Source organism: Nostoc sp. PCC 9305 (genome assembly GCF_963920915.1).
Taxonomy (GTDB): Bacteria; Cyanobacteriota; Cyanobacteriia; order Cyanobacteriales; family Nostocaceae; genus Nostoc.
Map to the genome: position 1 here is coordinate 1 of NZ_CAWUDN010000015.1, position 19,342 is coordinate 19,342.

The 19,342-nt window shown below is 39.2% G+C and carries 22 protein-coding genes and 4 tRNA genes; 17 read left to right on the forward strand and 9 right to left on the reverse strand.

Annotated features, from left to right (window positions below; genetic code table 11):
• Positions 1-560: tetratricopeptide repeat protein (locus tag ACM0OX_RS07955; RefSeq protein ID WP_414514407.1), on the reverse strand; the 560-nt coding region annotated here is incomplete at its 3' end.
• A 408-nt stretch (positions 561-968) separates the two neighbouring features.
• On the opposite strand from ACM0OX_RS07955, the gene ACM0OX_RS07960 reads away from it, so the two are divergent.
• The 4 genes from ACM0OX_RS07960 (at position 969) to ACM0OX_RS07975 (ending at position 4,247) form a co-directional block, all read left to right on the forward strand.
• A complete protein-coding gene (locus ACM0OX_RS07960) occupies positions 969-2,276 on the forward strand; it encodes a glutamate-5-semialdehyde dehydrogenase (RefSeq protein ID WP_414514408.1) in 1,308 nt (435 codons plus the stop codon).
• Between the two features lie 137 nt (positions 2,277-2,413).
• Positions 2,414-2,908, forward strand: coding sequence for a hypothetical protein (locus ACM0OX_RS07965; RefSeq protein WP_414514409.1), 495 nt, complete (start codon positions 2,414-2,416; stop codon positions 2,906-2,908).
• 102 nt (positions 2,909-3,010) lie between these two features.
• The gene (locus tag ACM0OX_RS07970; protein ID WP_414514410.1) at positions 3,011-3,247 is read left to right on the forward strand and encodes a hypothetical protein; all 237 of its coding nucleotides are present in this window, start codon (positions 3,011-3,013) and stop codon (positions 3,245-3,247) included.
• Between the two features lie 52 nt (positions 3,248-3,299).
• Entirely contained in the window at positions 3,300-4,247 is a 948-nt protein-coding gene (locus ACM0OX_RS07975; RefSeq protein ID WP_334836753.1) for an L-lactate dehydrogenase, read from the forward strand.
• A gap of 62 nt (positions 4,248-4,309) precedes the next feature.
• Here ACM0OX_RS07975 and ACM0OX_RS07980 read toward each other — a convergent pair whose 3' ends face one another.
• Entirely contained in the window at positions 4,310-5,725 is a 1,416-nt protein-coding gene (locus ACM0OX_RS07980; RefSeq protein WP_414514411.1) for an isochorismate synthase, read from the reverse strand.
• A 312-nt stretch (positions 5,726-6,037) separates the two neighbouring features.
• On the opposite strand from ACM0OX_RS07980, the gene menA reads away from it, so the two are divergent.
• The 3 genes from menA to ACM0OX_RS07995 are packed head-to-tail and all read left to right on the forward strand — an operon-like array spanning position 6,038 to position 9,295.
• Positions 6,038-6,934 carry a 2-carboxy-1,4-naphthoquinone phytyltransferase gene (gene menA / locus ACM0OX_RS07985; RefSeq protein WP_414514412.1) on the forward strand — a complete coding sequence of 299 codons (897 nt, stop codon included), beginning with the start codon at positions 6,038-6,040 and terminating at the stop codon, positions 6,932-6,934.
• A gap of 13 nt (positions 6,935-6,947) precedes the next feature.
• Positions 6,948-7,925 (forward strand): o-succinylbenzoate synthase, encoded by a 978-nt coding sequence (locus ACM0OX_RS07990; protein ID WP_414514413.1) that lies wholly within the window; start codon positions 6,948-6,950, stop codon positions 7,923-7,925.
• On the forward strand, positions 7,910-9,295 hold the full coding sequence (locus ACM0OX_RS07995) for a 2-succinylbenzoate--CoA ligase (protein ID WP_414514414.1): 1,386 nt from the start codon (positions 7,910-7,912) through the stop codon (positions 9,293-9,295). Before ACM0OX_RS07990 ends, ACM0OX_RS07995 begins: the two co-directional genes overlap by 16 nt.
• Here ACM0OX_RS07995 and ACM0OX_RS08000 read toward each other — a convergent pair.
• From ACM0OX_RS08000 to ACM0OX_RS08010, 3 genes are all read right to left on the reverse strand, one after another.
• Positions 9,288-9,734, reverse strand: coding sequence for an acyl-CoA thioesterase (locus ACM0OX_RS08000; protein ID WP_414514415.1), 447 nt, complete (start codon positions 9,732-9,734; stop codon positions 9,288-9,290). The genes ACM0OX_RS07995 and ACM0OX_RS08000 overlap by 8 nt on opposite strands.
• Positions 9,735-9,913: 179 nt before the next feature.
• Positions 9,914-10,372, reverse strand: a complete 459-nt coding sequence (locus tag ACM0OX_RS08005) for a type II toxin-antitoxin system VapC family toxin (RefSeq protein ID WP_414514416.1) — start codon at positions 10,370-10,372, stop codon at positions 9,914-9,916.
• Entirely contained in the window at positions 10,369-10,638 is a 270-nt protein-coding gene (locus tag ACM0OX_RS08010) for a hypothetical protein (protein ID WP_181927931.1), read from the reverse strand. Before ACM0OX_RS08010 ends, ACM0OX_RS08005 begins: the two co-directional genes overlap by 4 nt.
• On the opposite strand from ACM0OX_RS08010, the gene ACM0OX_RS08015 reads away from it, so the two are divergent.
• The 3 genes from ACM0OX_RS08015 to ACM0OX_RS08025 all read left to right on the forward strand — a co-directional run bounded on the left by ACM0OX_RS08015 (position 10,638) and on the right by ACM0OX_RS08025 (position 13,850).
• Positions 10,638-10,868 carry a hypothetical protein gene (locus ACM0OX_RS08015; RefSeq protein WP_414514417.1) on the forward strand — a complete coding sequence of 77 codons (231 nt, stop codon included), beginning with the start codon at positions 10,638-10,640 and terminating at the stop codon, positions 10,866-10,868. The genes ACM0OX_RS08010 and ACM0OX_RS08015 overlap by 1 nt on opposite strands.
• Before the next feature lie 272 nt (positions 10,869-11,140).
• Positions 11,141-13,420, forward strand: a complete 2,280-nt coding sequence (locus ACM0OX_RS08020; RefSeq protein WP_414514418.1) for an NACHT C-terminal helical domain 2-containing protein — start codon at positions 11,141-11,143, stop codon at positions 13,418-13,420.
• 76 nt (positions 13,421-13,496) lie between these two features.
• Complete coding sequence (locus ACM0OX_RS08025; RefSeq protein ID WP_414514419.1) at positions 13,497-13,850, forward strand: four helix bundle protein; 354 nt, start codon at positions 13,497-13,499, stop codon at positions 13,848-13,850.
• A gap of 45 nt (positions 13,851-13,895) precedes the next feature.
• Here ACM0OX_RS08025 and ACM0OX_RS08030 read toward each other — a convergent pair.
• Together ACM0OX_RS08030 and ACM0OX_RS08035 are read right to left on the reverse strand one after the other, a co-directional pair.
• Positions 13,896-13,980: transfer RNA gene (locus ACM0OX_RS08030), tRNA-Ser, on the reverse strand.
• A 131-nt stretch (positions 13,981-14,111) separates the two neighbouring features.
• Positions 14,112-15,032: a TIGR04168 family protein gene (locus ACM0OX_RS08035; protein WP_414514420.1), complete on the reverse strand. Its 921-nt coding sequence runs from the start codon at positions 15,030-15,032 to the stop codon at positions 14,112-14,114.
• On the opposite strand from ACM0OX_RS08035, the gene ACM0OX_RS08040 reads away from it, so the two are divergent.
• From ACM0OX_RS08040 to ACM0OX_RS08065, 6 genes are all read left to right on the forward strand, one after another.
• Positions 15,012-15,167, forward strand: a complete 156-nt coding sequence (locus ACM0OX_RS08040; RefSeq protein ID WP_163937771.1) for a hypothetical protein — start codon at positions 15,012-15,014, stop codon at positions 15,165-15,167. The two genes, ACM0OX_RS08035 and ACM0OX_RS08040, sit on opposite strands and share 21 nt — an antisense overlap.
• A gap of 14 nt (positions 15,168-15,181) precedes the next feature.
• Complete coding sequence (nadA, locus tag ACM0OX_RS08045; RefSeq protein WP_414514421.1) at positions 15,182-16,156, forward strand: quinolinate synthase NadA; 975 nt, start codon at positions 15,182-15,184, stop codon at positions 16,154-16,156.
• 124 nt (positions 16,157-16,280) lie between these two features.
• Positions 16,281-16,366: transfer RNA gene (locus tag ACM0OX_RS08050), tRNA-Tyr, on the forward strand.
• Positions 16,367-16,453: 87 nt separating this feature from the next.
• Positions 16,454-16,525, forward strand: a tRNA-Thr gene (locus tag ACM0OX_RS08055).
• Between the two features lie 201 nt (positions 16,526-16,726).
• A complete protein-coding gene (locus ACM0OX_RS08060; RefSeq protein WP_414514422.1) occupies positions 16,727-17,008 on the forward strand; it encodes a hypothetical protein in 282 nt (93 codons plus the stop codon).
• Positions 17,009-17,050: 42 nt separating this feature from the next.
• Complete coding sequence (locus tag ACM0OX_RS08065; protein WP_414514423.1) at positions 17,051-17,296, forward strand: hypothetical protein; 246 nt, start codon at positions 17,051-17,053, stop codon at positions 17,294-17,296.
• Between the two features lie 106 nt (positions 17,297-17,402).
• Here the strand turns inward: ACM0OX_RS08065 and ACM0OX_RS08070 are convergent, their stop codons facing one another.
• A complete protein-coding gene (locus ACM0OX_RS08070) occupies positions 17,403-18,059 on the reverse strand; it encodes a group I intron-associated PD-(D/E)XK endonuclease (protein ID WP_414514424.1) in 657 nt (218 codons plus the stop codon).
• A 68-nt stretch (positions 18,060-18,127) separates the two neighbouring features.
• Positions 18,128-18,200 (reverse strand) — tRNA-Arg (locus ACM0OX_RS08075).
• A gap of 358 nt (positions 18,201-18,558) precedes the next feature.
• Here ACM0OX_RS08075 and ACM0OX_RS08080 point away from each other — a divergent pair.
• Positions 18,559-19,218 (forward strand): Npun_F0813 family protein, encoded by a 660-nt coding sequence (locus ACM0OX_RS08080; protein WP_414514425.1) that lies wholly within the window; start codon positions 18,559-18,561, stop codon positions 19,216-19,218.
• Positions 19,219-19,342: the final 124 nt, after the last annotated feature.

A 19,342-nucleotide genomic window follows, 5' to 3' on the forward strand; every position in this document is an offset into this window, starting at 1 on the left:
ACGCCCAGATTTAACAGAGAGGTGCCCCGGATAATACCGGGCATCGACTCTACCATGAATGGAGATATGAAAAAGGCGGCGATATTAAAAACTAGGGTAATACCAATAGCGATCGCTAATCCTTGGAGTGGATTATTGTTACCCAAAATAAATACTATGCTCAAACCTAAAGCCAACACCATGCCAAACAGCAAGGTCATGGTGACACCAGAAGCTAACGCCAAACTACCACCCACTCCCCCCATTGCTAATTTCATCCCAGTGGTAACGGCACGACCAGCTTTTTGGCTAGCTTTAGGTGGCGTTTGGCGGAAGGATTGACTAGCTTGTTCTGCCCAACTGCGAGCCTGTGGATTTTCACTCATGATTAACTTTTGACACAAGGCCTTGGCTTTTTCGCTTTCGCCTGTGGCTTGATAAGCTTTCATCAGCCACATCTGTGCTGAAAGATAATCTGAGGAATTGTGTTCAACAGAATCGCGGCAGAATTGTTCGAGTAATTCAACCGCTTCTTGATAACGTTTTTGGTTTAAAGCATCTAATGCAGATTGCAATGACATAGGATCTCCCTACTAAAGGAGTGGTATTTGATCTATCAATACTCAATAGATCCAGCGATCGTCACTGCAATTTCGTAAAAATTTAAATAATAACAGTATAAAATATTTACTTAAGTAAAAGACTAGAGAAACATACATTACTATGTCTCTCTAGCCTGGGGAACGCATAAATCATGTTTAGGACTTTCAAATAAAACCTGTAATAATACTTATAATATTTTTGCTTGCGGTAAACTTAGTACTTTTTGTCCGTGTTTGATATTTAGAGAATAAATGTTTTGAACCCAGTCTTACTTCACCCGATTAGAGTAATTACTGATTACCCAAATGGTTCACCCGATTGGAGGAAGACGAATGATGAACATAACCTGAGATTGATAAGATGAGGAAAAGGTAAAGATTTGTACTATGACTATTTTTGATATAGCTTCTCCCCTAATTGCGATCGCTGGGCAAACCCGCCAAGCTGCAAGTAAGCTAGCGATTCTCTCCACTGAAGCAAAAAATCAGGCGATTGAGGCGATCGCTCAAGCTTTAGAATCAGCTAGAGATGAAATTTTACAAGCAAATATTGCTGATTGTAAAGCTGCTAGCGCCGAAGGAATTTCCCAACCACTGTATAAGCGCTTGCAGTTGGATGAACATAAATTAAGAGATGCGATCGCTGGGGTACGAGATGTTGGTAAGCTAGCCGATCCAATTGGTAAAGTGCAGATTCACCGCGAACTTGACACTGGCTTAATTCTCAAGCGAATTACTTGTCCTTTAGGCGTTTTGGGGATTATTTTTGAAGCCCGTCCAGAAGCGGCGATTCAAATTGTTTCTTTAGCAATCAAATCAGGAAATGGTGTAATCCTCAAATGTGGAAAGGAAGCTGTACGTTCTTGTGAAGCGATAGTTAAGGCAATTAAACAGGGATTATCGCAAACTGCTGTTAATCCAGATGCAGTGCAGTTGCTCACAACTAGAGAAGAAACTCTAGAACTTTTGAAGTTAGATAAATATGTAGATTTAATTATTCCTAGAGGTTCTAATTCCTTTGTCAGATTTGTGCAGGAAAATACTCGTATTCCGGTACTAGGTCACGCTGATGGGATTTGTCATCTTTATATAGATAAAGCCGCCGATATTTCTAAAGCAGTTCCGATTACTGTCGATGCTAAAGCACAATATCCTGCTGTTTGTAATGCAATTGAAACTTTGCTAGTTCATCAATCAATTGCTACAGAATTTTTGCCAAAAGTTGCTGAGGCTTTGCAAGAACGCCATGTGGAATTAAGAGGCGATAAACGCACCTTGAAAATTTTGCCTAACATTGTAACTGCAACAGAAACTGACTGGGAAACAGAATATAGCGATTATATTTTGTCAATAAAGATTGTAGACTCTATAGAAGATGCGATCGCACATATTAACGAATATGGTTCTCGTCATACCGATGCCATTATCTCTGAAGATTCAGTGTCTGTTGAAACTTTCTTTGGATTGGTAAATTCAGCGAATATATTCCACAATTGCTCTACCCGATTTGCTGATGGCTTCCGCTATGGTTTCGGCGCAGAAGTAGGAATTAGTACGCAACAAATGCCTCCCCGCGGCCCTGTTGGTTTAGAAGGATTAGTGACATACAAATATCAAATGACTGGTGATGGTCATATTGTAGCTACTTACACCGGGGCGAATGCTAAAGCTTTTACTCATCAGGATTTAGTGTAAAATATCATCAAAAGTATATGCTCTAGTAACGCTAGAAATACACCGGATAAATCGGTGTATTTTTTATGTTAATAGTTTATTTGAGTTATCAAAAGTTTTAATTAGGACATGCCATCGATCGTCATTTAAAAAAACTCATGACTGAAGCATTGCTTTTAGATTTTTCAATCGGATTACTGCTTTGTATAAGTTTATGCATATTTTACGAATTTACGATTATATTCTATGTAATGATGCATATTCACTTAATATTTTTAGCCTCCTTTATCAGGATATTTACTAATTTATGGGGAACAGTTAGTGAATTATTAATCAATCCTTGGTCTATTGTTGGTTATCTTATTCCTTTTATCGTACAAATTTCATTTGCAGCTATTTGCGTCATTCTCAGAGCGAATTTAAACAAAGTTACAGTTTTCCAGGATGTAATTATAGTTTGTGTTACTCCCGCTGTAATTGTATCTTTAGCATTTTTTTTTCCCAATTTACAAAAATTAGTCTCATCAGCAGCTAAGTTCAATGTTTATAACGGCTTTAATATTTTGGGGTTGATTAGTAATACATTTATTTTGATATTGGGTGGCTTACTTGTATTTTCTATACAGAATATGATGAGGCAATTGCATCAATGAGTCTCACTATAAATAGACTAGATAAATCGGTATATATTTTATATTAATAGTTTCTCTAAGTTGTCAAAATTTTTAATTGGGAAGCTTTAGGATTGAGGTCAGATGACGACATTTATTATTCTGAATATTCCATTATTCAACGATGAGTTTTTGGAGAAAATAATGTTGAGATCGCCAGCAATTCAAGCACATAACTTAATTCCTATTATTCCAGATATGATAGCTTGGTTTCAATTTCAGAGTGTCGAACACAAAACACTCATCAATTCTGTCTTGCATCAACATATTAAATCTTTGAGACAAGCGATCGCTTCAAGAATCTTGACTCGAAAGGGTTAATTCTAGAGTTAACATTAACCTATTAGGCTAGTTACAAAAAAGCAGATTTGACATGAGTAGCAAAATATCCAAGGTCGGTATTATTGGTGCGGGTAATGTGGGTGCAAATGTAGCAAATGATTTAGTGCTACTTGGTAAATGTGTAACAGTCGTCCTTTTTGACCGAACTTTATCAAAAGCTGAGGGGCAAGCATGGGATATTGAAGACACCATTCCCCTACTTAAAGACATGGAAATTACACCATCAAATCAGTATGAAGATTTAGCAGATTCTGATATTATTGTCGTGACTGTTGGGGTGCAGCAAAAAGAAGGACAAAGCCGATTAGATACGTTGAGCGACAATGCACAGATAATGCGTTCAACAATAAAAGAATTGGATCGAGTTGCACCGAATTCAATCATACTTATCGTTAGCAATCCAGTGGATGTACTAACACGGATTGCGATCGACTGTTCCACTAGAGCAGAAAATCTAATTTTCGGTTCAGGAACCGTTCTTGATACTGCTAGACTGAGATATCAACTTGGTAAGCGATTGAATGTTAGTAAACAAGACGTTCGTGTTTATGTGATTGGAGAGCATGGAGACAGTGAATTTGTCGTTTGGTCTAGTGCATTTATTGGGGGAATTTTGTTAGCTGAATTTCCCATACCACAAGGAGCAACGCTGGAACAAATTCAGCAAGAGTACGCAGAGTTAACCCGTAAGCGAGGTTATAACATTTCTGAACGTAAAGGAAATACTAGCTATGGTATATCAATAGTAGTTTGTCAGTTAGTTGATACCATCCTGCGAGATGAAAAGCAGATATTTCCAGTATCGGTGAGAGCAGATTCTAACTATGGAGTTGGCAGTGAAGTTGTTCTTGGACTTCCATGTATCATTGGCTCCCAAGGTATTGAGCGCCAACTGGTGTTACCAAGAAATGCTCATGAACAACGTTTATTAGAAGAGTCAGCCACCAAACTGAATGAAGCCTACAACTCGGAAGCATGATAAAAATCAACTCACATAGATAGTAAATATCTTTAGCTGGCATACAAGATTAGTAATTAACTTTAAACTAAGGCTTTCAGTAATGCTTGAAGCTTAAGTTGCACCTCTGCAAACTCTTTGTCAGGATCGGAGCCAGCCACGATACCAGCACCAGCATACAATCTCGCGCGATCGCCATCAATCAATGCTGAACGAATTCCCACAATAAACTCGCAGTTCCCTTCAGAATCTATCCAACCTAAAGGTGCAGCATACAAACCCCTCTCGAAGCTTTCATAACGACGAATTTCGGCACAAGCTACATCTTGGGCTGCACCTGCAACGGCTGGCGTAGGATGCAATTGTCCGACAATCTTTAATGGGTGTATGTCAGCGGGAACCATAGCACTGATTGGTGTCCATAAATGCTGGATATTCGATAATTGTCGCAGTCGTGGTGCTAATATTTGCGGTAATAAACCTAACTGGCATAGGCGTTGTGTAATGAAATCAAGCACTAGCGAATGTTCGTGCTTTTCTTTTTCACTATTTAGTAAGCGATTGGCATTAGCTGCATCTTCAGCAGGGGTTTTACCTCGTGGTGCAGAACCAGCTAAAGCATCAGTGATCAACTGTTGATTATTAATACTAATTAATCTTTCTGGACTTGCACCAATAAAATTTTGTCCTTTGCCATTACTTATAGAAAAGATATAACAATTAGGATGGTTTTTTCTAAGATTATTTAAGGATTTAACTAAGCTAAAGTGGTTACTTGATTTTACATCTAATATATCTGCTAGGACAATTTTACTTAAATGAGTAGACTGAATTTTTTCCAAAACAGATACTACTGAACGTTTAAATTGGGCAGAGTTGGTGACAGATTTTTTATATAAGTTTGTAGGAAAATAATCAATATTAGTAGAGTAATTTTCTAAAGTTTGGATAAATTCAATTTTATTTTGGATTTTCTCCAACCATCTTTCAATATTTACATTTGGATTGATAATTATATTTGTTACAAATATGCAACGCTGATTTTTTACGGCTACTTGCCAACGTGGAAGAAAAATGGTAGCAGATGGAAATGGATAATCTACTTGGGCATTTTTATCAAAAAAGCTGAAATAACAAAAAAAGTGAGGCCCAGAAAAAGGTTGGTTTGCGTTACCAAAATTAATTATATTTTTTAGACAAGATTTGATAAAATATTCTGCTTGATTAAAACGGTCTGAGCCATCAATCTGTAATTTTGCTACAGCATCAATTGCTGCGATCGCTTCTCCTTTACTTCTATCCTCAAAGTAAAAATTTATTTCATTTGCTTGTGTAAGTTTATCTAATACAAGTAAAGGGTCAACTAAATCAATTTCTTGGGAGACACTGACAATTTGTCTGCAATTATTTTTGACGCACTTTTCTTGCACCGCTACCAGAAATTGATATAAATCTTTGTGCTTGACAAAGAAGTTGCTACGACATGGTGAAACTGTCATGGATTTAACGATAGTAAATTTTTTTTAAGTTAACTTCCTAAAGTGTAATTAATCGTGGTCGTATTTTTATAGGTAACATATTAAGTTGCTATTTCACCAGCGTAGGGTTTGCCTTATTTGTGGTGTTCTCAGACTATGATAAGACAGTTTCAGCCTGAGACTGCAACGTGAAGGTGAGTGTTAACAACACAAGGTTAAGAAGCCATAGTAAAAGTGACAGTTGTTTATATATCACCCATATCTAATCGTCTCTTTAAATCATAAAATCTAAAGTGCGAGTAAATATTCTGGTAATTTAATTAATCACAGCTGATGACTACCAAGCAAATTTTATATCCCAACACTAAGTTATGGATGGCAGCGATTAAACCGCCAATGTACAGCGTTGCCATTATGCCCATTTGGGTAGGAACAGCAGTGGCATTTGCCGAAACTAAAATTTTCAATGGTGTAGTATTTTCTACTTTTGTAGCTGCGGCAATCTTAATTCTTGCCTGGGAAAATATCAGTAATGACGTGTTTGATTCCGAAACAGGTATTGACCAAAATAAGCATCATTCTCTGGTGAACTTAACAGGCAATAAGCCATTGATATTTTGGATAGGAAATTTGTGTTTAGGTTTGGGGTTGCTGGGCATACTAGCGATCGCCTTTTGGCAACATGACCTAACTGTTATCGGTATAATACTACTTTGCTGCGGTTTAGGCTATACGTACCAAGGCCCTCCCTTTCGCTTAGGATATCAGGGTTTAGGCGAGATTATTTGCTTTTTTGCCTTTGGCCCTTTAGCAGTGGAGGCAGCTTACTACAGCCAAACCCAAACTTGGTCAATGACAAGTTTAGCAGCTTCAGTAATTGTCGGGATTGCCACAACCTTAATTTTGTTTTGCTCACACTTTCACCAAGTTAAGGATGACATCGCCGCAGGTAAGCGATCGCCTATCGTCCGTCTCGGAACCCAAAAAGGGGCCCAACTCTTAGTTTGGTTCACTGCTAGCATTTATCCCCTCACCTTGCTATTTGTGCTATTGGGGATTTTTCCAGCTTGGACATTGCTAAGTTGGGTGAGTTTACCCTTTGCTGTCAAATTATGCCGCCACGTTCAAGAAAATCACAACCAGCCGGACAAAGTTAGTAACTGTAAATTCATCGCCGTAGCTGTGCATTTCTGGGCTTGCTCGTTGTTCGGCTTGGGATTTATGCTTTAGCAATTACTAATTGATGCGTTATCAATTTAAATTTCGTCCCTATCAGCGAAGATTTTTGCGATCGCTTACCACCAATCACGGTAAGTGGGATATTCGTGAAGGTATTATCCTGCGTCTCACCGATGAAACTCTCAAAGTCGGCTGGGGAGAAATCGCCCCTATTAGTTGGTTCGGTTCCGAAACCCTAGAACAAGCCTTAAATTTTTGTCGTCAACTCCCAGGAGAAATCACAGACGAGATAATTTTCTCCATCCCAGATGAGTTACCTGCTTGTCAATTTGGCTTTGAGTCAGCGTGGGAGATGGGAAGTGGGGGAGATAATTTTATAACTCCTAACTCCTCACTCTTCTACAGTGCCTTATTACCATCTGGTGAAGCGGCTTTAAATCAATGGGAAACTTTATGGCAGCAGGGATATCGCACGTTCAAGTGGAAAATTGGTGTGGATGCGATCGCTGATGAACTAAAAATTTTTGAGTCATTGATACACACCTTACCAGCCTTTACCAAACTGCGATTAGACGCCAACGGTGGACTCAGCTATGAAGAGGCTAACTTATGGCTGTTGACTTGCGACAATCTCAAGGCAAATGCAGAATTACCCCTAGAAATTGAATTTATCGAACAACCACTACCCGTTGAGAAATTTCAGGGGATGTTGGAATTGAGTACGAGTTATGAAACTGCGATCGCTTTAGATGAATCTGTCGCCACACTTGGACAACTCGCCGCTTGTCATCAACAAGGTTGGCGAGGGATTTTTGTGATCAAGCCTGGGATCGTTGGATCGCCATCTCGTCTGAGAAAGTTTTGCCACCAGCATCAAATTGATACTGTATTTTCATCAGTATTTGAGACTGCGATCGCTAGACTTGCAGCACTCCAACTAGCAGCCGAATTATCCCGAAACAACAGAGCAGTTGGTTTTGGTATTGACCATTTTTTTGAACAAGAAGAAACCTGGCTTCAAAGTTTATGCAACAGCCTTTAGACTGTCTTAATAACCTAACTCAGGATGATTGGCTTATTGGTTACAACAGCCATCAATTTAATCAAATATCTCAAGAATTATACTTAGAACTAACACAATTATCAGCCTGTGGAACGCCACCAAAAATCATTTTAGCTGAACGCGAACCAGTACGATTTTTAGCAAGCTTTATTGCCGCTTGTGCAGCTAATTGTCCAGTTTTTCTTTGTAACCCCGACTGGGGGACACAAGAATGGCAACAAGTCTTTGATTTAGTAAAACCAGATATTATTTTGGGAATGGGGCATGGGGCATGGGGCATGGGAAATGGGAATAATAATATCCAATGCCCAATTCCCAACAGCATCATGATTCCTACAGGTGGTTCATCAGGAGAAATTAAATTTGCCATTCACACTTGGGAAACTCTCATCTCATCGGTACAAGGATTTACAGAATACTTTCAAATCAAACAAGTCAATTCATTTTGTGTGTTACCGCTACATCACGTTAGCGGTTTAATGCAATTTATGCGTTCTTTCACCACCGCAGGTAAACTAGCTATTCAACCATTTAAAGCCGTAGAAATCGGTCAAATATTAAATATTAAACAATCAGAGTTTTTCACATCTTTAGTACCAACACAGTTACAACGCCTCCTGCAAAATCCAGAATTAACTGAATGGCTATCCCAATTTAATACTGTGCTTTTAGGAGGTGCGCCAGCATGGAATGAACTATTAGAAAAAGCCAGATTTCATCGTATTCGATTAGCACCTACCTATGGCATGACAGAAACCGCCTCTCAAATTGCTACCCTTAAACCAGATGATTTTCTGAGAGGTAAAATTAGCAGTGGTCAAATTCTTCCCCATGCCAAAGTAACTATTCGCAATCAGCAAGGCGAGATTTTAAATTCTAATCAAATCGGAAATGTCACCATTCATGCTCAATCTTTAGCCCTTGGTTACTATCCTAAAAGTAGAGAAAACCAAATTGATTTCCAAGTAGATGATTTAGGTTTTTTAGACGAACAAGGTCATTTAAATATAGTCGGACGTAACAGCGACAAAATTATTACAGGTGGAGAAAATATTTACCCAGCAGAGATTGAATCCGCAATACAATCAACTCAAATGGTTGCCGATATCTGTGTCATTGGCATTCCAGATAAACAGTGGGGACAAGCCTTAACAGCAATTTACATTCCCAAAAAATCAGATACCTCTGCCTTAAAAATCCAAACTCTACTCAAAGACAAACTCAGCAAATTTAAAATCCCAAAATATTGGATTCCCCAGCAAAACTTACCCCGCAACTCCCAAGGTAAAATTAACCGCCAAAAGTTACAACAAATAGCCACAGAATTCCTCCAAAAGCCTATCACATAATCTCTCTCGACCTTCTTCTCTCTGCGTCCTCTGCGTCTCTGCGGTTCGTCTCCAACCACTGAACGATCTCATCAGTTAATTCCTGCTTACTTCTACTACTTGCATCAATACAAACATGACGAGTAATAGCCTTAGCAACTACCACATCACCCACAGTAATTTCATAAGTAATTTCAAATTTCTCAACACCTATTTTTTGGGGAATTAAGCTAATCAGTAACTTGTCCCCACCAAACATAGGGCGCAAAAAATCGACACTAGCATGAACAATAGGGAAAGCTACAGAAGGATTAGTAAAAAAATCTTTGAGATTAATACTTGATACCTCTAAAGATTCTTCATAAGCTTCATGGCAAATACCCAAAACGTTAGCAAAATAGACTACCCCAGCAGCATCAGTATCTTGAAAGCGAACCGTGCGGTTATAAGTAAAAGGCATTTTTGACAATTGAATATTAAAAAACAGTAGGATTATTGCCTACTCTACAAACTAATTTTATTGCAACTAAGTAAGTCGGTGATAAAAATCTAATTTCCCCAATTTTAAGTTTGTATCGATTTGTTTAGCCTCATCCAATGCTTTGGGGTTAAATATATGGTGAGGAAAGGCGATCGCTTCTACATTGACTCCAACGGCGGAACCTCGAAGTCATTAAACGAGGAAATATTGTAAGACGAAGTGCCTAAAGCCTTTACCAGCTTGCCGTCTAGAGTTAGCAAAGTAGCACCTACCTGCTGTGAAAGCGCGACATAAGAAGCATCGTAGGCAGAAGTTCCATAACTCAAGCTTATAGTAACTGCATCCGCCATCAAATCAGCTGTTGAAACAACACGCAACGGAAAGGCTTTCAGAGTAGCTAAATCTGTCTGAACCTCAGCAGCAGTGTACATCCTTGCACGGACATACTTCCAGAACGTGTTAGCACACTCAATGTAAAAAAGGTCTGGAACAAAAATTTCTGTCTGTGGATTGGCGAGATGACCGAAGAGTTGATTAACTTTGGCAGTTAGTGGGTCAGCAATAAAATACTTGATGCACACACTGGTATCTACCACGCATCTAAGAGGATTGCTCATCTATCGCGGTCTTCTCGAATTAGTTCAGTACTATCAGGTAATCCAAAGTCTGCTGGATTCAAGCGGCGGCGACGGCGACTAATTTCCTCTAGGAGTTTTGGGACATTTTTTCGCCTTTCCTCTTCCGTTGGCTGTGTTTTTGCCTGCAAAGCGTTCTGCAAGATTGTAATAACTTGAGCATCAATTGAATTATTTTCAGCTTTAGCTAAGTGTTGTAGTTGTTCGTATAACTCATCAGGTATATTGAGCGCATGAATGGTAGCCATTGATTGACCTCCCAAAAGAATTTATTGGTAATGGTAGCACGATAGCAGTAGGGGGAGAGGTTAGGGAGCGATCGCCTTTGGTTTGTGGGTGCGATCGCTTCATTATCTCTACTACCCACCTGTTTCTTGATCCTTCTCTTCTGATTCCTCTGACAGAGATTTTAGTGATGTTTTTCGTAAAACCCAATCAAGATAAAGTACAAGAATTTGCATTTTCAGAAAGTTGTTAGCATTTTTGATATTTGCATCACTCAGTAGCCATTTACAAAACTTTTCCAGCAGTATTCCAAGAACAACTTCAACAGACTTATTTATAACCAGAGGGATTAGTGTTTCTAGCATTGCGATTGCCTCAGTAGCTTGACTGAGTTCAATGTCGCAATTTTCTTTTGTAGTTATTTATCTGACTTACCTTGACTTAGCCTGACTTACACTGATTTAACTCCACATTTTGATAAAAACTTTGGCTACACTGGCTTATAAGTAATAGTGGGAGTGGTCAATGTCTATACCAGAAGACTTTCTTAAGCAACTGGAGCAATACAGTGAATTGTCGCACCGAGAGAAAGAAGTCTTTCTGGAAATATTCGGTAATAGTAAGAATCGAGTCAACGTAGCTCAAGAATTAAACATTTCTGAAAGTAACGTCAGCACTTGCCTCACAGGTATTTACAAAAAATTTTGCATTACTGGTAATGGCCCTGTTAAAGAAAGCCGCTTACGGGAGTATCTGAGCAAAAGATACTCACAGCAAAAACCCTCTGGCGACTTAACTACAGATGACGTAGATGATTCTATTGATACTTTAGTGCAAGAAATCCGCAACCAAATCAAACCCTACATCAAAGAAAAGTGCGGAACCATGAGGGTATTAGATATGCCTAAGCCAATTGAGCTAACAGGAAAACAAGGTATTTACACAAATGTCAATATTCTGGAGGCAATAACAGGACGAAGACGGCTAAAAGTTGCGGAACTAATGCAAAGCTGTGACCATGATAACTTTGAGCGACTTGGACTTAGCAGAGTAAAACAGAAACGAGTCTCAGGATTAGAGGTTGTACAGCGTTATAGTAAGTTGATGGTTTTAGGTAAACCAGGAGCAGGAAAAACCACTTTTTTAAAATATCTAGCAATGCAGTGTATTGAAGGGAGATATCAAGCAAATAGAGTTCCCTTGTTTATTACATTAAAAGATTTTGCAGAAGCACCCAAAAAACCAGATATTTTGAAATTTATTGCTGAACAATTATCAAGCTGTGGGGTAACTCATGCCAGTGTGATAGTAGAAAAACTGTTGAAACAGGGCAAGGGATTGGTACTGCTGGATGGGCTAGATGAAGTACGAGAGGAAGACACCAACCGTGTTTTACGACAAATTCGGGAATTTTCTGACCTGTTTCACACCAATCAGTTTGTAATTACCTGTCGTATTGCTGCTAAAGAATACACATTTGAAAGTTTCACAGAAGTGGAAATGGCAGATTTTGACGAAAAGCAAATAGCCATTTTTGTTCAAAATTGGTTCCAATTAACTAATCCAGTTAAAAGTGAAAGATTCATTCAAAAACTTAAGGAGAATGAACCAATTCAAGAACTAGCTAGTAGTCCCTTACTGTTGACATTGCTGTGTTTGGTGTTTGGAGATAGTGGAGATTTCCCTGCAAACCGTTCTGAACTTTATCAAGAAGGATTAGATGTATTGCTGAAAAAATGGGATGCCAAACGCAACATTGAGAGAGAACAGGTCTATAAAAACCTGTCTTTGCAGCGTAAGGAAGACTTACTGAGTCAAATAGGCTTAACTACGTTTGAGCAGAAAGACTATTTCTTTAAGCAGAAAACTGCCGAAACATACATTGCTGATTTTATTCGCAACTTACGCAATGCTGACACTGATCCAGAAGTATTGAAACTCGATAGTGAAGCTGTTTTAAAGTCTATTGAAGCACAGCATGGGTTATTAGTAGAACGAGCAAAAGGTATCTATTCCTTTTCTCATTTAACGTTTCACGAGTATTTTGCTGCAAGAGAAATAGTTGCTAACTCTGCTTGGGAAAGTTTGGTAGAGCATATTACAGAGATACGTTGGCAGGAAGTATTTTTGCTTGCTGCTGGAATGATGCGGAAGGCAGATGATTTATTAGTTTTGATGAAGTCAAAAATTGACTCAATTGTAGCTTTTGATAATAAGTTACAGTATATTTTAGATACAGTATATAACAAATTTTTATCAGTCAAATATAACAATAAAGGAGCAGGAGTAAGAGCCTTTTACCTAGAACACGCTCTTTTTTTTAGTTACTCAGCTATAGATTCCTGTGGTGAATTTGCTAGAGCGTTTGGTTTTACTGATTATATTGATCCAGAGATAGATTTTGATGATGCACTCACTGATGCTCTTGAAATGACAGACTCTGATTATCAAGAGTGTTTTACCTATGCTCTTTCTCTTAATCTGAACTTAGAACCTGAATTTCAGAACTTACTTCAAAAACTCAAAGAACAAATTCCTTTTCAGGATAATCCAGAAAAGAGGATAGAACGGGAAGACAAAATTATAAAGAAATGGTTGAATCAACTGAGAGAGTTGATTATAAAATATAGAAAAATTTGTTATCGAGAAGAATTAAATGATGAACAAATAGAATTAATATGGAATTACTATAACGCTAATCTATTACTGAATGATTGTCTAAATAGTGATTGTTACGTTAGCCGTGAAGTCAGAGATAAAATAGAAAATTCACTGTTTTTACCAATAAAAATTAAACCCTGTTAAATAAACTATTTATATCAAGTATAAAATCATTAAAGATTTAATTATTAATTTATAATTTATTTTTTTAATATCATTTGTGAAAAAAGATATTTGCGATCGCACTTTTACTTTTTCAGTTCGCATAGTTAAATTGTGCCAGTTTTTAGATGACAAACCAGGAGTAGCGCGAACACTTGCTCAACAGTTATTAAGGTCAGGAACATCGATTGGAGCTAATGTAGAAGAAGCACAAGCTGCTCAAAGCAAAGCAGATTTTATCAGCAAGCTCATGATTGCACTAAAAGAATCCCGTGAAACTCGGTATTGGTTAAGGTTACTGATTGCTGCCGAAATAGTACCTCAATCAAAAATTAGTCAACTCCAATCCGAAGCCGAAGAACTAACAAAAATTCTTGGTGCCATCATCATCTCCACCAAAAGCTCCACCTAACCTCTTCAATTTTTAATTTTTAATTTTCAATTTTTAATTCCTCAACGGAGAGGGGGAGATTCGAACTCCCGGAGGTTTTAGCCTCATCCGATTTCAAGTCGGACGCAATCGACCACTCTGCCACCTCTCCAGTAAATCTGTCAAACTTATGCATACCCTACTTTCAGACGCTATTCAGGCGTTTTTGTTGGTTAGCACTAAACTTGACAGATAATACTATACCCTATTATCTACGCAGATTGCACTACTGGATGCGAATGTCTACGACACAATACGCGATCGCTCATACAAAATTTCCTCTGAAGCCACCTGAAAGTCATTCCCCACCCAAACTAGGGAAACTTGCGAAACCACACCCGCCTCTAGGGTGACAATGGAAAAGTTACGCAACTTCTCGCTGTCATTTTCCACAATCCTGGGGACACTTGCCGCATTTAAGTAAATTGTTCCCTCTGGACTTCTAAAGATGGGTTTGCGCTGCACCTTCTTGGTATGGCGTAAATCTCGGTGCATGTGACCAAATGTCACCAGAGGAATGGTTTTACCAGCAGTCAAGGCATGAGAAATCGCCTCGCCAAAATCTGGATCGCCAAAGTCGCCGCCAATTGGGTGCCAGTCTTTGCCGCAGGGGTCTTCGGGGCGATCGCCTAACCCACTAGGCCCATTGTGACCCAAAAATATAATTGTCTCGTAAGCGGCGCTTTTGATCGCTTTCACGATGCGATCGGCGGATTCTTCCAAACTCGTCACACCGTAACGTTCTTTACAGATTTCCGCAAATTTCCACTCTGGGCCACCCCAAGTAAAGGGACGACCCCCCACTACAGTTAAATTCCAAGCGGGAAAATCCAACTTACCGTAACCAACATGGGACGAACCTAATAAATCGAGTTGTTCCTGTACCCAGTCTTCCTTAGAGCGGTCATAAGGAGCCTTTTTACGTCCCCATTCGGTGGCGGTGTACCAGGCATCGTGGTTGCCCATCACGGCTGCTTTGGGAATATCGAGAGATGCGATCGCTCTGACCACTTCCACCGACTCGTTGCCAAAATCCCCGACAAACAGCACTAAGTCAACACCCAAATGCTTGAGTGCAACGCCATCTTCCACTTCCCATTGGTCGTGAATATCTCCAACTACAGCAATTTTGAGGTTTATCGATTGAGTTTTCTGACTGGTCATGCCACTTTCCTTGCCGTCTATCTCCAGGATATGAAACTCAGCCCGATTTGGACACAACCCCAAAATATCAACCGTCCACTATTTTTGGTAAAAACTACTATAATTGAATCCACAGGACATACATTTGCAACATAAAGCACCCCTAAACTGTGTTTACCACTGCACTAGCTCAACGAGAAAACACCCAACTGGGTGAACTACCACTAGATTTGTTTGCCGCGATTCAGAGTCTCAAAAAAGAACTCAACGCCGTTATCCTGGCGCATTATTATCAAGAGCCAGATATTCAGGATATTGCAGACTTTATTGGGGATTCATTACAACTGGCAAGAGCCGCCGAAAAAACCAATGCGGATGTAATTGTCTTTGCTGGTGTTCACTTCATGGCAGAAACAGCAAAGATACTTAATCCCGATAAATTAGTACTTTTACCAGATTTGAATGCTGGTTGTTCTTTAGCAGACAGTTGTCCAGCAGATGAATTTGCAGCTTTTAAAGCAGCACATCCGAATCATTTGGTGGTGTCTTACATCAACTGTTCTGCTGATATCAAGGCAATGAGCGATATTATTTGTACTAGCTCCAACGCTGTGAAAATTGTGCAGCAGATACCGAAAGAACAGCCGATTATTTTTGCCCCAGATCGGAATTTGGGGCGGTACGTCATGGAACAGACAGGACGAGATTTGGTGCTATGGCAAGGTAGCTGTGTTGTCCATGAAACCTTTTCGGAAAAGAAAATTGTCCAGTTAAAAATTGCCCATCCCGAAGCAGAGGCGATCGCACACCCAGAATGTGAAAGTAGTGTATTGCGCCACGCCAGCTTTATTGGCTCCACAGCCGCTTTACTCAAGTATTGTCAAACCAGCCCCACCAAAGAATTTATCGTTGCTACGGAGCCGGGAATCATTCACCAAATGCAAAAATTAGCTCCTGACAAGCATTTTATTCCTGCACCGCCGATGAATAACTGTGCTTGTAACGAATGTCCGTTTATGCGGTTAAACACCTTAGAAAAGCTTTACTGGGCAATGAAAAATCGTACTCCCGAAATTACCATGTCAGAGGATATTCGGCTGGCTGCACTGCGACCAATGCAACGAATGCTGGAGATGAGCGTGTAACCAGTATTTTTTATACCGATGGTAGAGACGCAGTTTTGTTGCGTTCTCTACCTGCAAGTTATTTTTTCTAACCACTTGCTAATTATAAAACATGGTGCTAAGATTTTAAATCGTGAGACAAATCGGGTCGGTGTCCGAGTGGTTAATGGAGACGGACTGTAAATCCGTTGGCTTGCGCCTACGCTGGTTCAAATCCAGCCCGGCCCACCACTTACGAAGTTATAAGTTATAATGTCTGGGTAAGCATCAAAACTCCCAGCATTTTAACTTTTAGCTGAGAAATCGGAATCATATTTCGCCCGTGTGGCTCAGTGGTAGAGCACACCCTTGGTAAGGGTGAGGTCACGAGTTCAATCCTCGTCACGGGCTTTTATTTAGCAATGCTTTCAGCCAATTAACTAAAATCTCCTTCAGTAGAGTATGCCATTTTATGCCATCTTCTGAAAGGAGATTTTATTCAGTTATATAAATCATTGAGTAAATATGCGAAAAACCCCCAAATTTTCAGTCAACTGATATACCAGCCTGGTATTGGGGTAATTTAAGTATAAAATCCCATTGCTGATAAAAATGAGACTGACTAAAATTATTTTACCTATGATACTGGCTAGCACATTAGTATACCCAGCAGTAGCTCAAACAAGTAAGCCAGTTAGCTGTAACTTTGATATAGAAGACCCTTCTAAAATAAAAAATGATACTACCTTTCACGATCTAAAGTTAAGAATCAAAACTAGGAAAGGGATCTTAGAAGTAGAACAGATAAATGAGGGACCTATAACTACTGAACAGGAAGCTCAAGAATTAAGAACTGAACTAATTGAAATAGCGAGTATAATAGATATTATTTAAAAATATTGGGTCGTTTGAAGAAATTAAATATATAGGTACAATATGCTGCAAAAGAGAAAGGAAGCGGTTAAAAATCTCTGTAATGCTTATGAGTTATTACATGATGTTTATATTAGTGGAGATAAAGACAAACTATCTGAAGACACTACTGTATTTAAAGACTCAATTCAAAAATCCACTAACCAAATCAAGGAACATATAGCGGAGATATGTTTAGTGGATGGAATTATTTTGAAGGATTCAAAAGGTAATTTTGATTGGAGCAAAGTTAATCAGTATATAGAATAGCCTCTGTTACAATTCAGTCAACTGGGGTTTATTTAGGTACTGTTAAAACCATACTTATTAACCTAATAATGGCTAGCCCCTAAATTTCCTCCTCACCAGATTTTAACTATCCTTCTACTTTTCCATAAGCTTTCTTAATCCAATATCCTCTAGGTGGCTTTTCTACCCCATAAGCCTTACACCACTTTTCTACAGCCTTATCAGACACGCCAAAATCTCTCCCAATTTGTGCAGTTGGCTTTTCCCAAACTAGTTTTCCTAGTTCTTCTTTTGATGGTCTTTCAACTTTTCTAGTATGAATTCTAGAGTCCGGGTTAACCTTTCTAGTTGTTAAATCAACACCAAACTCCTTGTAGGTTCGCTTAGACGCTGCTTCAGTAAAGTCTATAAAATCCTCCCACCAGTAAAACGGTGTAGCTGAATTAGGTATCTGGGTAGTTATGTAGCAACCATTAAAGTGAACTGATGGATAAACAACTTTATCTATGTCAGACAGATAAACAGCATAAAAGTCAAAGTCATTTACTTTGTACTTCTTCTGATGAGTCCCGTTTTTATCTACCCAAATAGTTTTATTGACTACTCTATTATCTCCCGCGTATTTAGCTTGGATTTTGTAAAATTTATCGTCTTTGTAAGCAACAAAATCGAAAGGTAAATGCTCACAAACAAGTGGTGTCAGAATCAAGTATCCTTTAAGCGTTAGATCCGCGATCGCTTTCGTAGCAGCAATATCGCCTTTGTTCTTGGTATGATGCAACAATAACGAACCCTCAATGTGGAAATCATCATATCACTTCACACCCCTTGAGGGTTCATATTGAGTTAAAACGAGCGCGGCAGGGCTCGAACCTGCGACCGATTGCTTAGAAGGCAATTGCTCTATCCACTGAGCTACGCGCCCAAAACAAAATAATGGCTCCCGAAGGAGTCACCTACACTATTATATCGTCTTCACCTACCAAGAAGCAATCAAAAATTGCAGATTTACTACTAGCAAGGCTAAGATGCTAGTCGCTAGTTAGTGCAATCTACACCGAAAACGAAACAGATGGGGTATTGGTTTAGATATATTGTGTTGTCAAGGGGTTATTTGCCCGTTAGCGCTAACGTCCTCTGGGCGGCTACCTTCGGGAAGGATCTGGCGATCGCTAGGCTCATTTCCACAGTATGCTAGGTAATTTCAGCCTTGGCGATACTGCCAAATGCCATTATATATTCCATATTAAGAGTGCCCCTGTGAGGAGTTATTTGCTAGTGCCATGTTTATTCTCAAACGGCAGGATGTTGAAATATCAAGCATTCAGCACCCAAAAAAGGATCAGCAGGTGCCGATTCTCAGTTATCAAGGGCAGACTTTCCGCTTGATTAGTGTTTTCAAAGCTAGTCAAGAGGAAGAAGCTAGAGCCTTATGGAGAGAATTAACGGATAACCGAGGTAAAGCCTGTGTTTTGCTGGAGGAACCGGAACGCTTTAGTGTTTGGGGTAAAATCCGTTTAGAGCAACTGGATAGTGACACAGGTGGTCATGGCAAAACGGCGATTTTAATCCAAGCCGGTATTTTGCTGTTGCAGGGTGTTGCTATCGACATTGAAGAATTTTTAGGTGCTAGACAAGCTGCATTATTTGAAAAAGATATTGCGGAGGTGTTCAAGCAAAAACAATTTCCTCAAGCATCTTCCCTAGAAGCAGTGAAATATCTGGTATCTACTAATCCTTTGCCAACAGCCAAAATACCTGATTGGCAAGAAAATCATGTAGTTATCCTGTTACAAGAACTGCATAGATTAGGAAAAGCCTATTTTGGCAATGCTAATTTTACCAAACAAGTAATTTATAAGCTAGAAGATATGCCAGAAGCCGAGCGATCGCTGTTTATCACTTGGCTAAATCAATCGCCACTAGGTAAACTATGGCAGTAGCATGGAAATTTTTTCACAAAATTCCTGCCACTGGCACTTGCTTTTGGTGTCCGATTGTGTATTACCTAGCAGACACACTGCTAGATATACAGTCATTTAACTCAAAATACTGCCAGAGTGCATC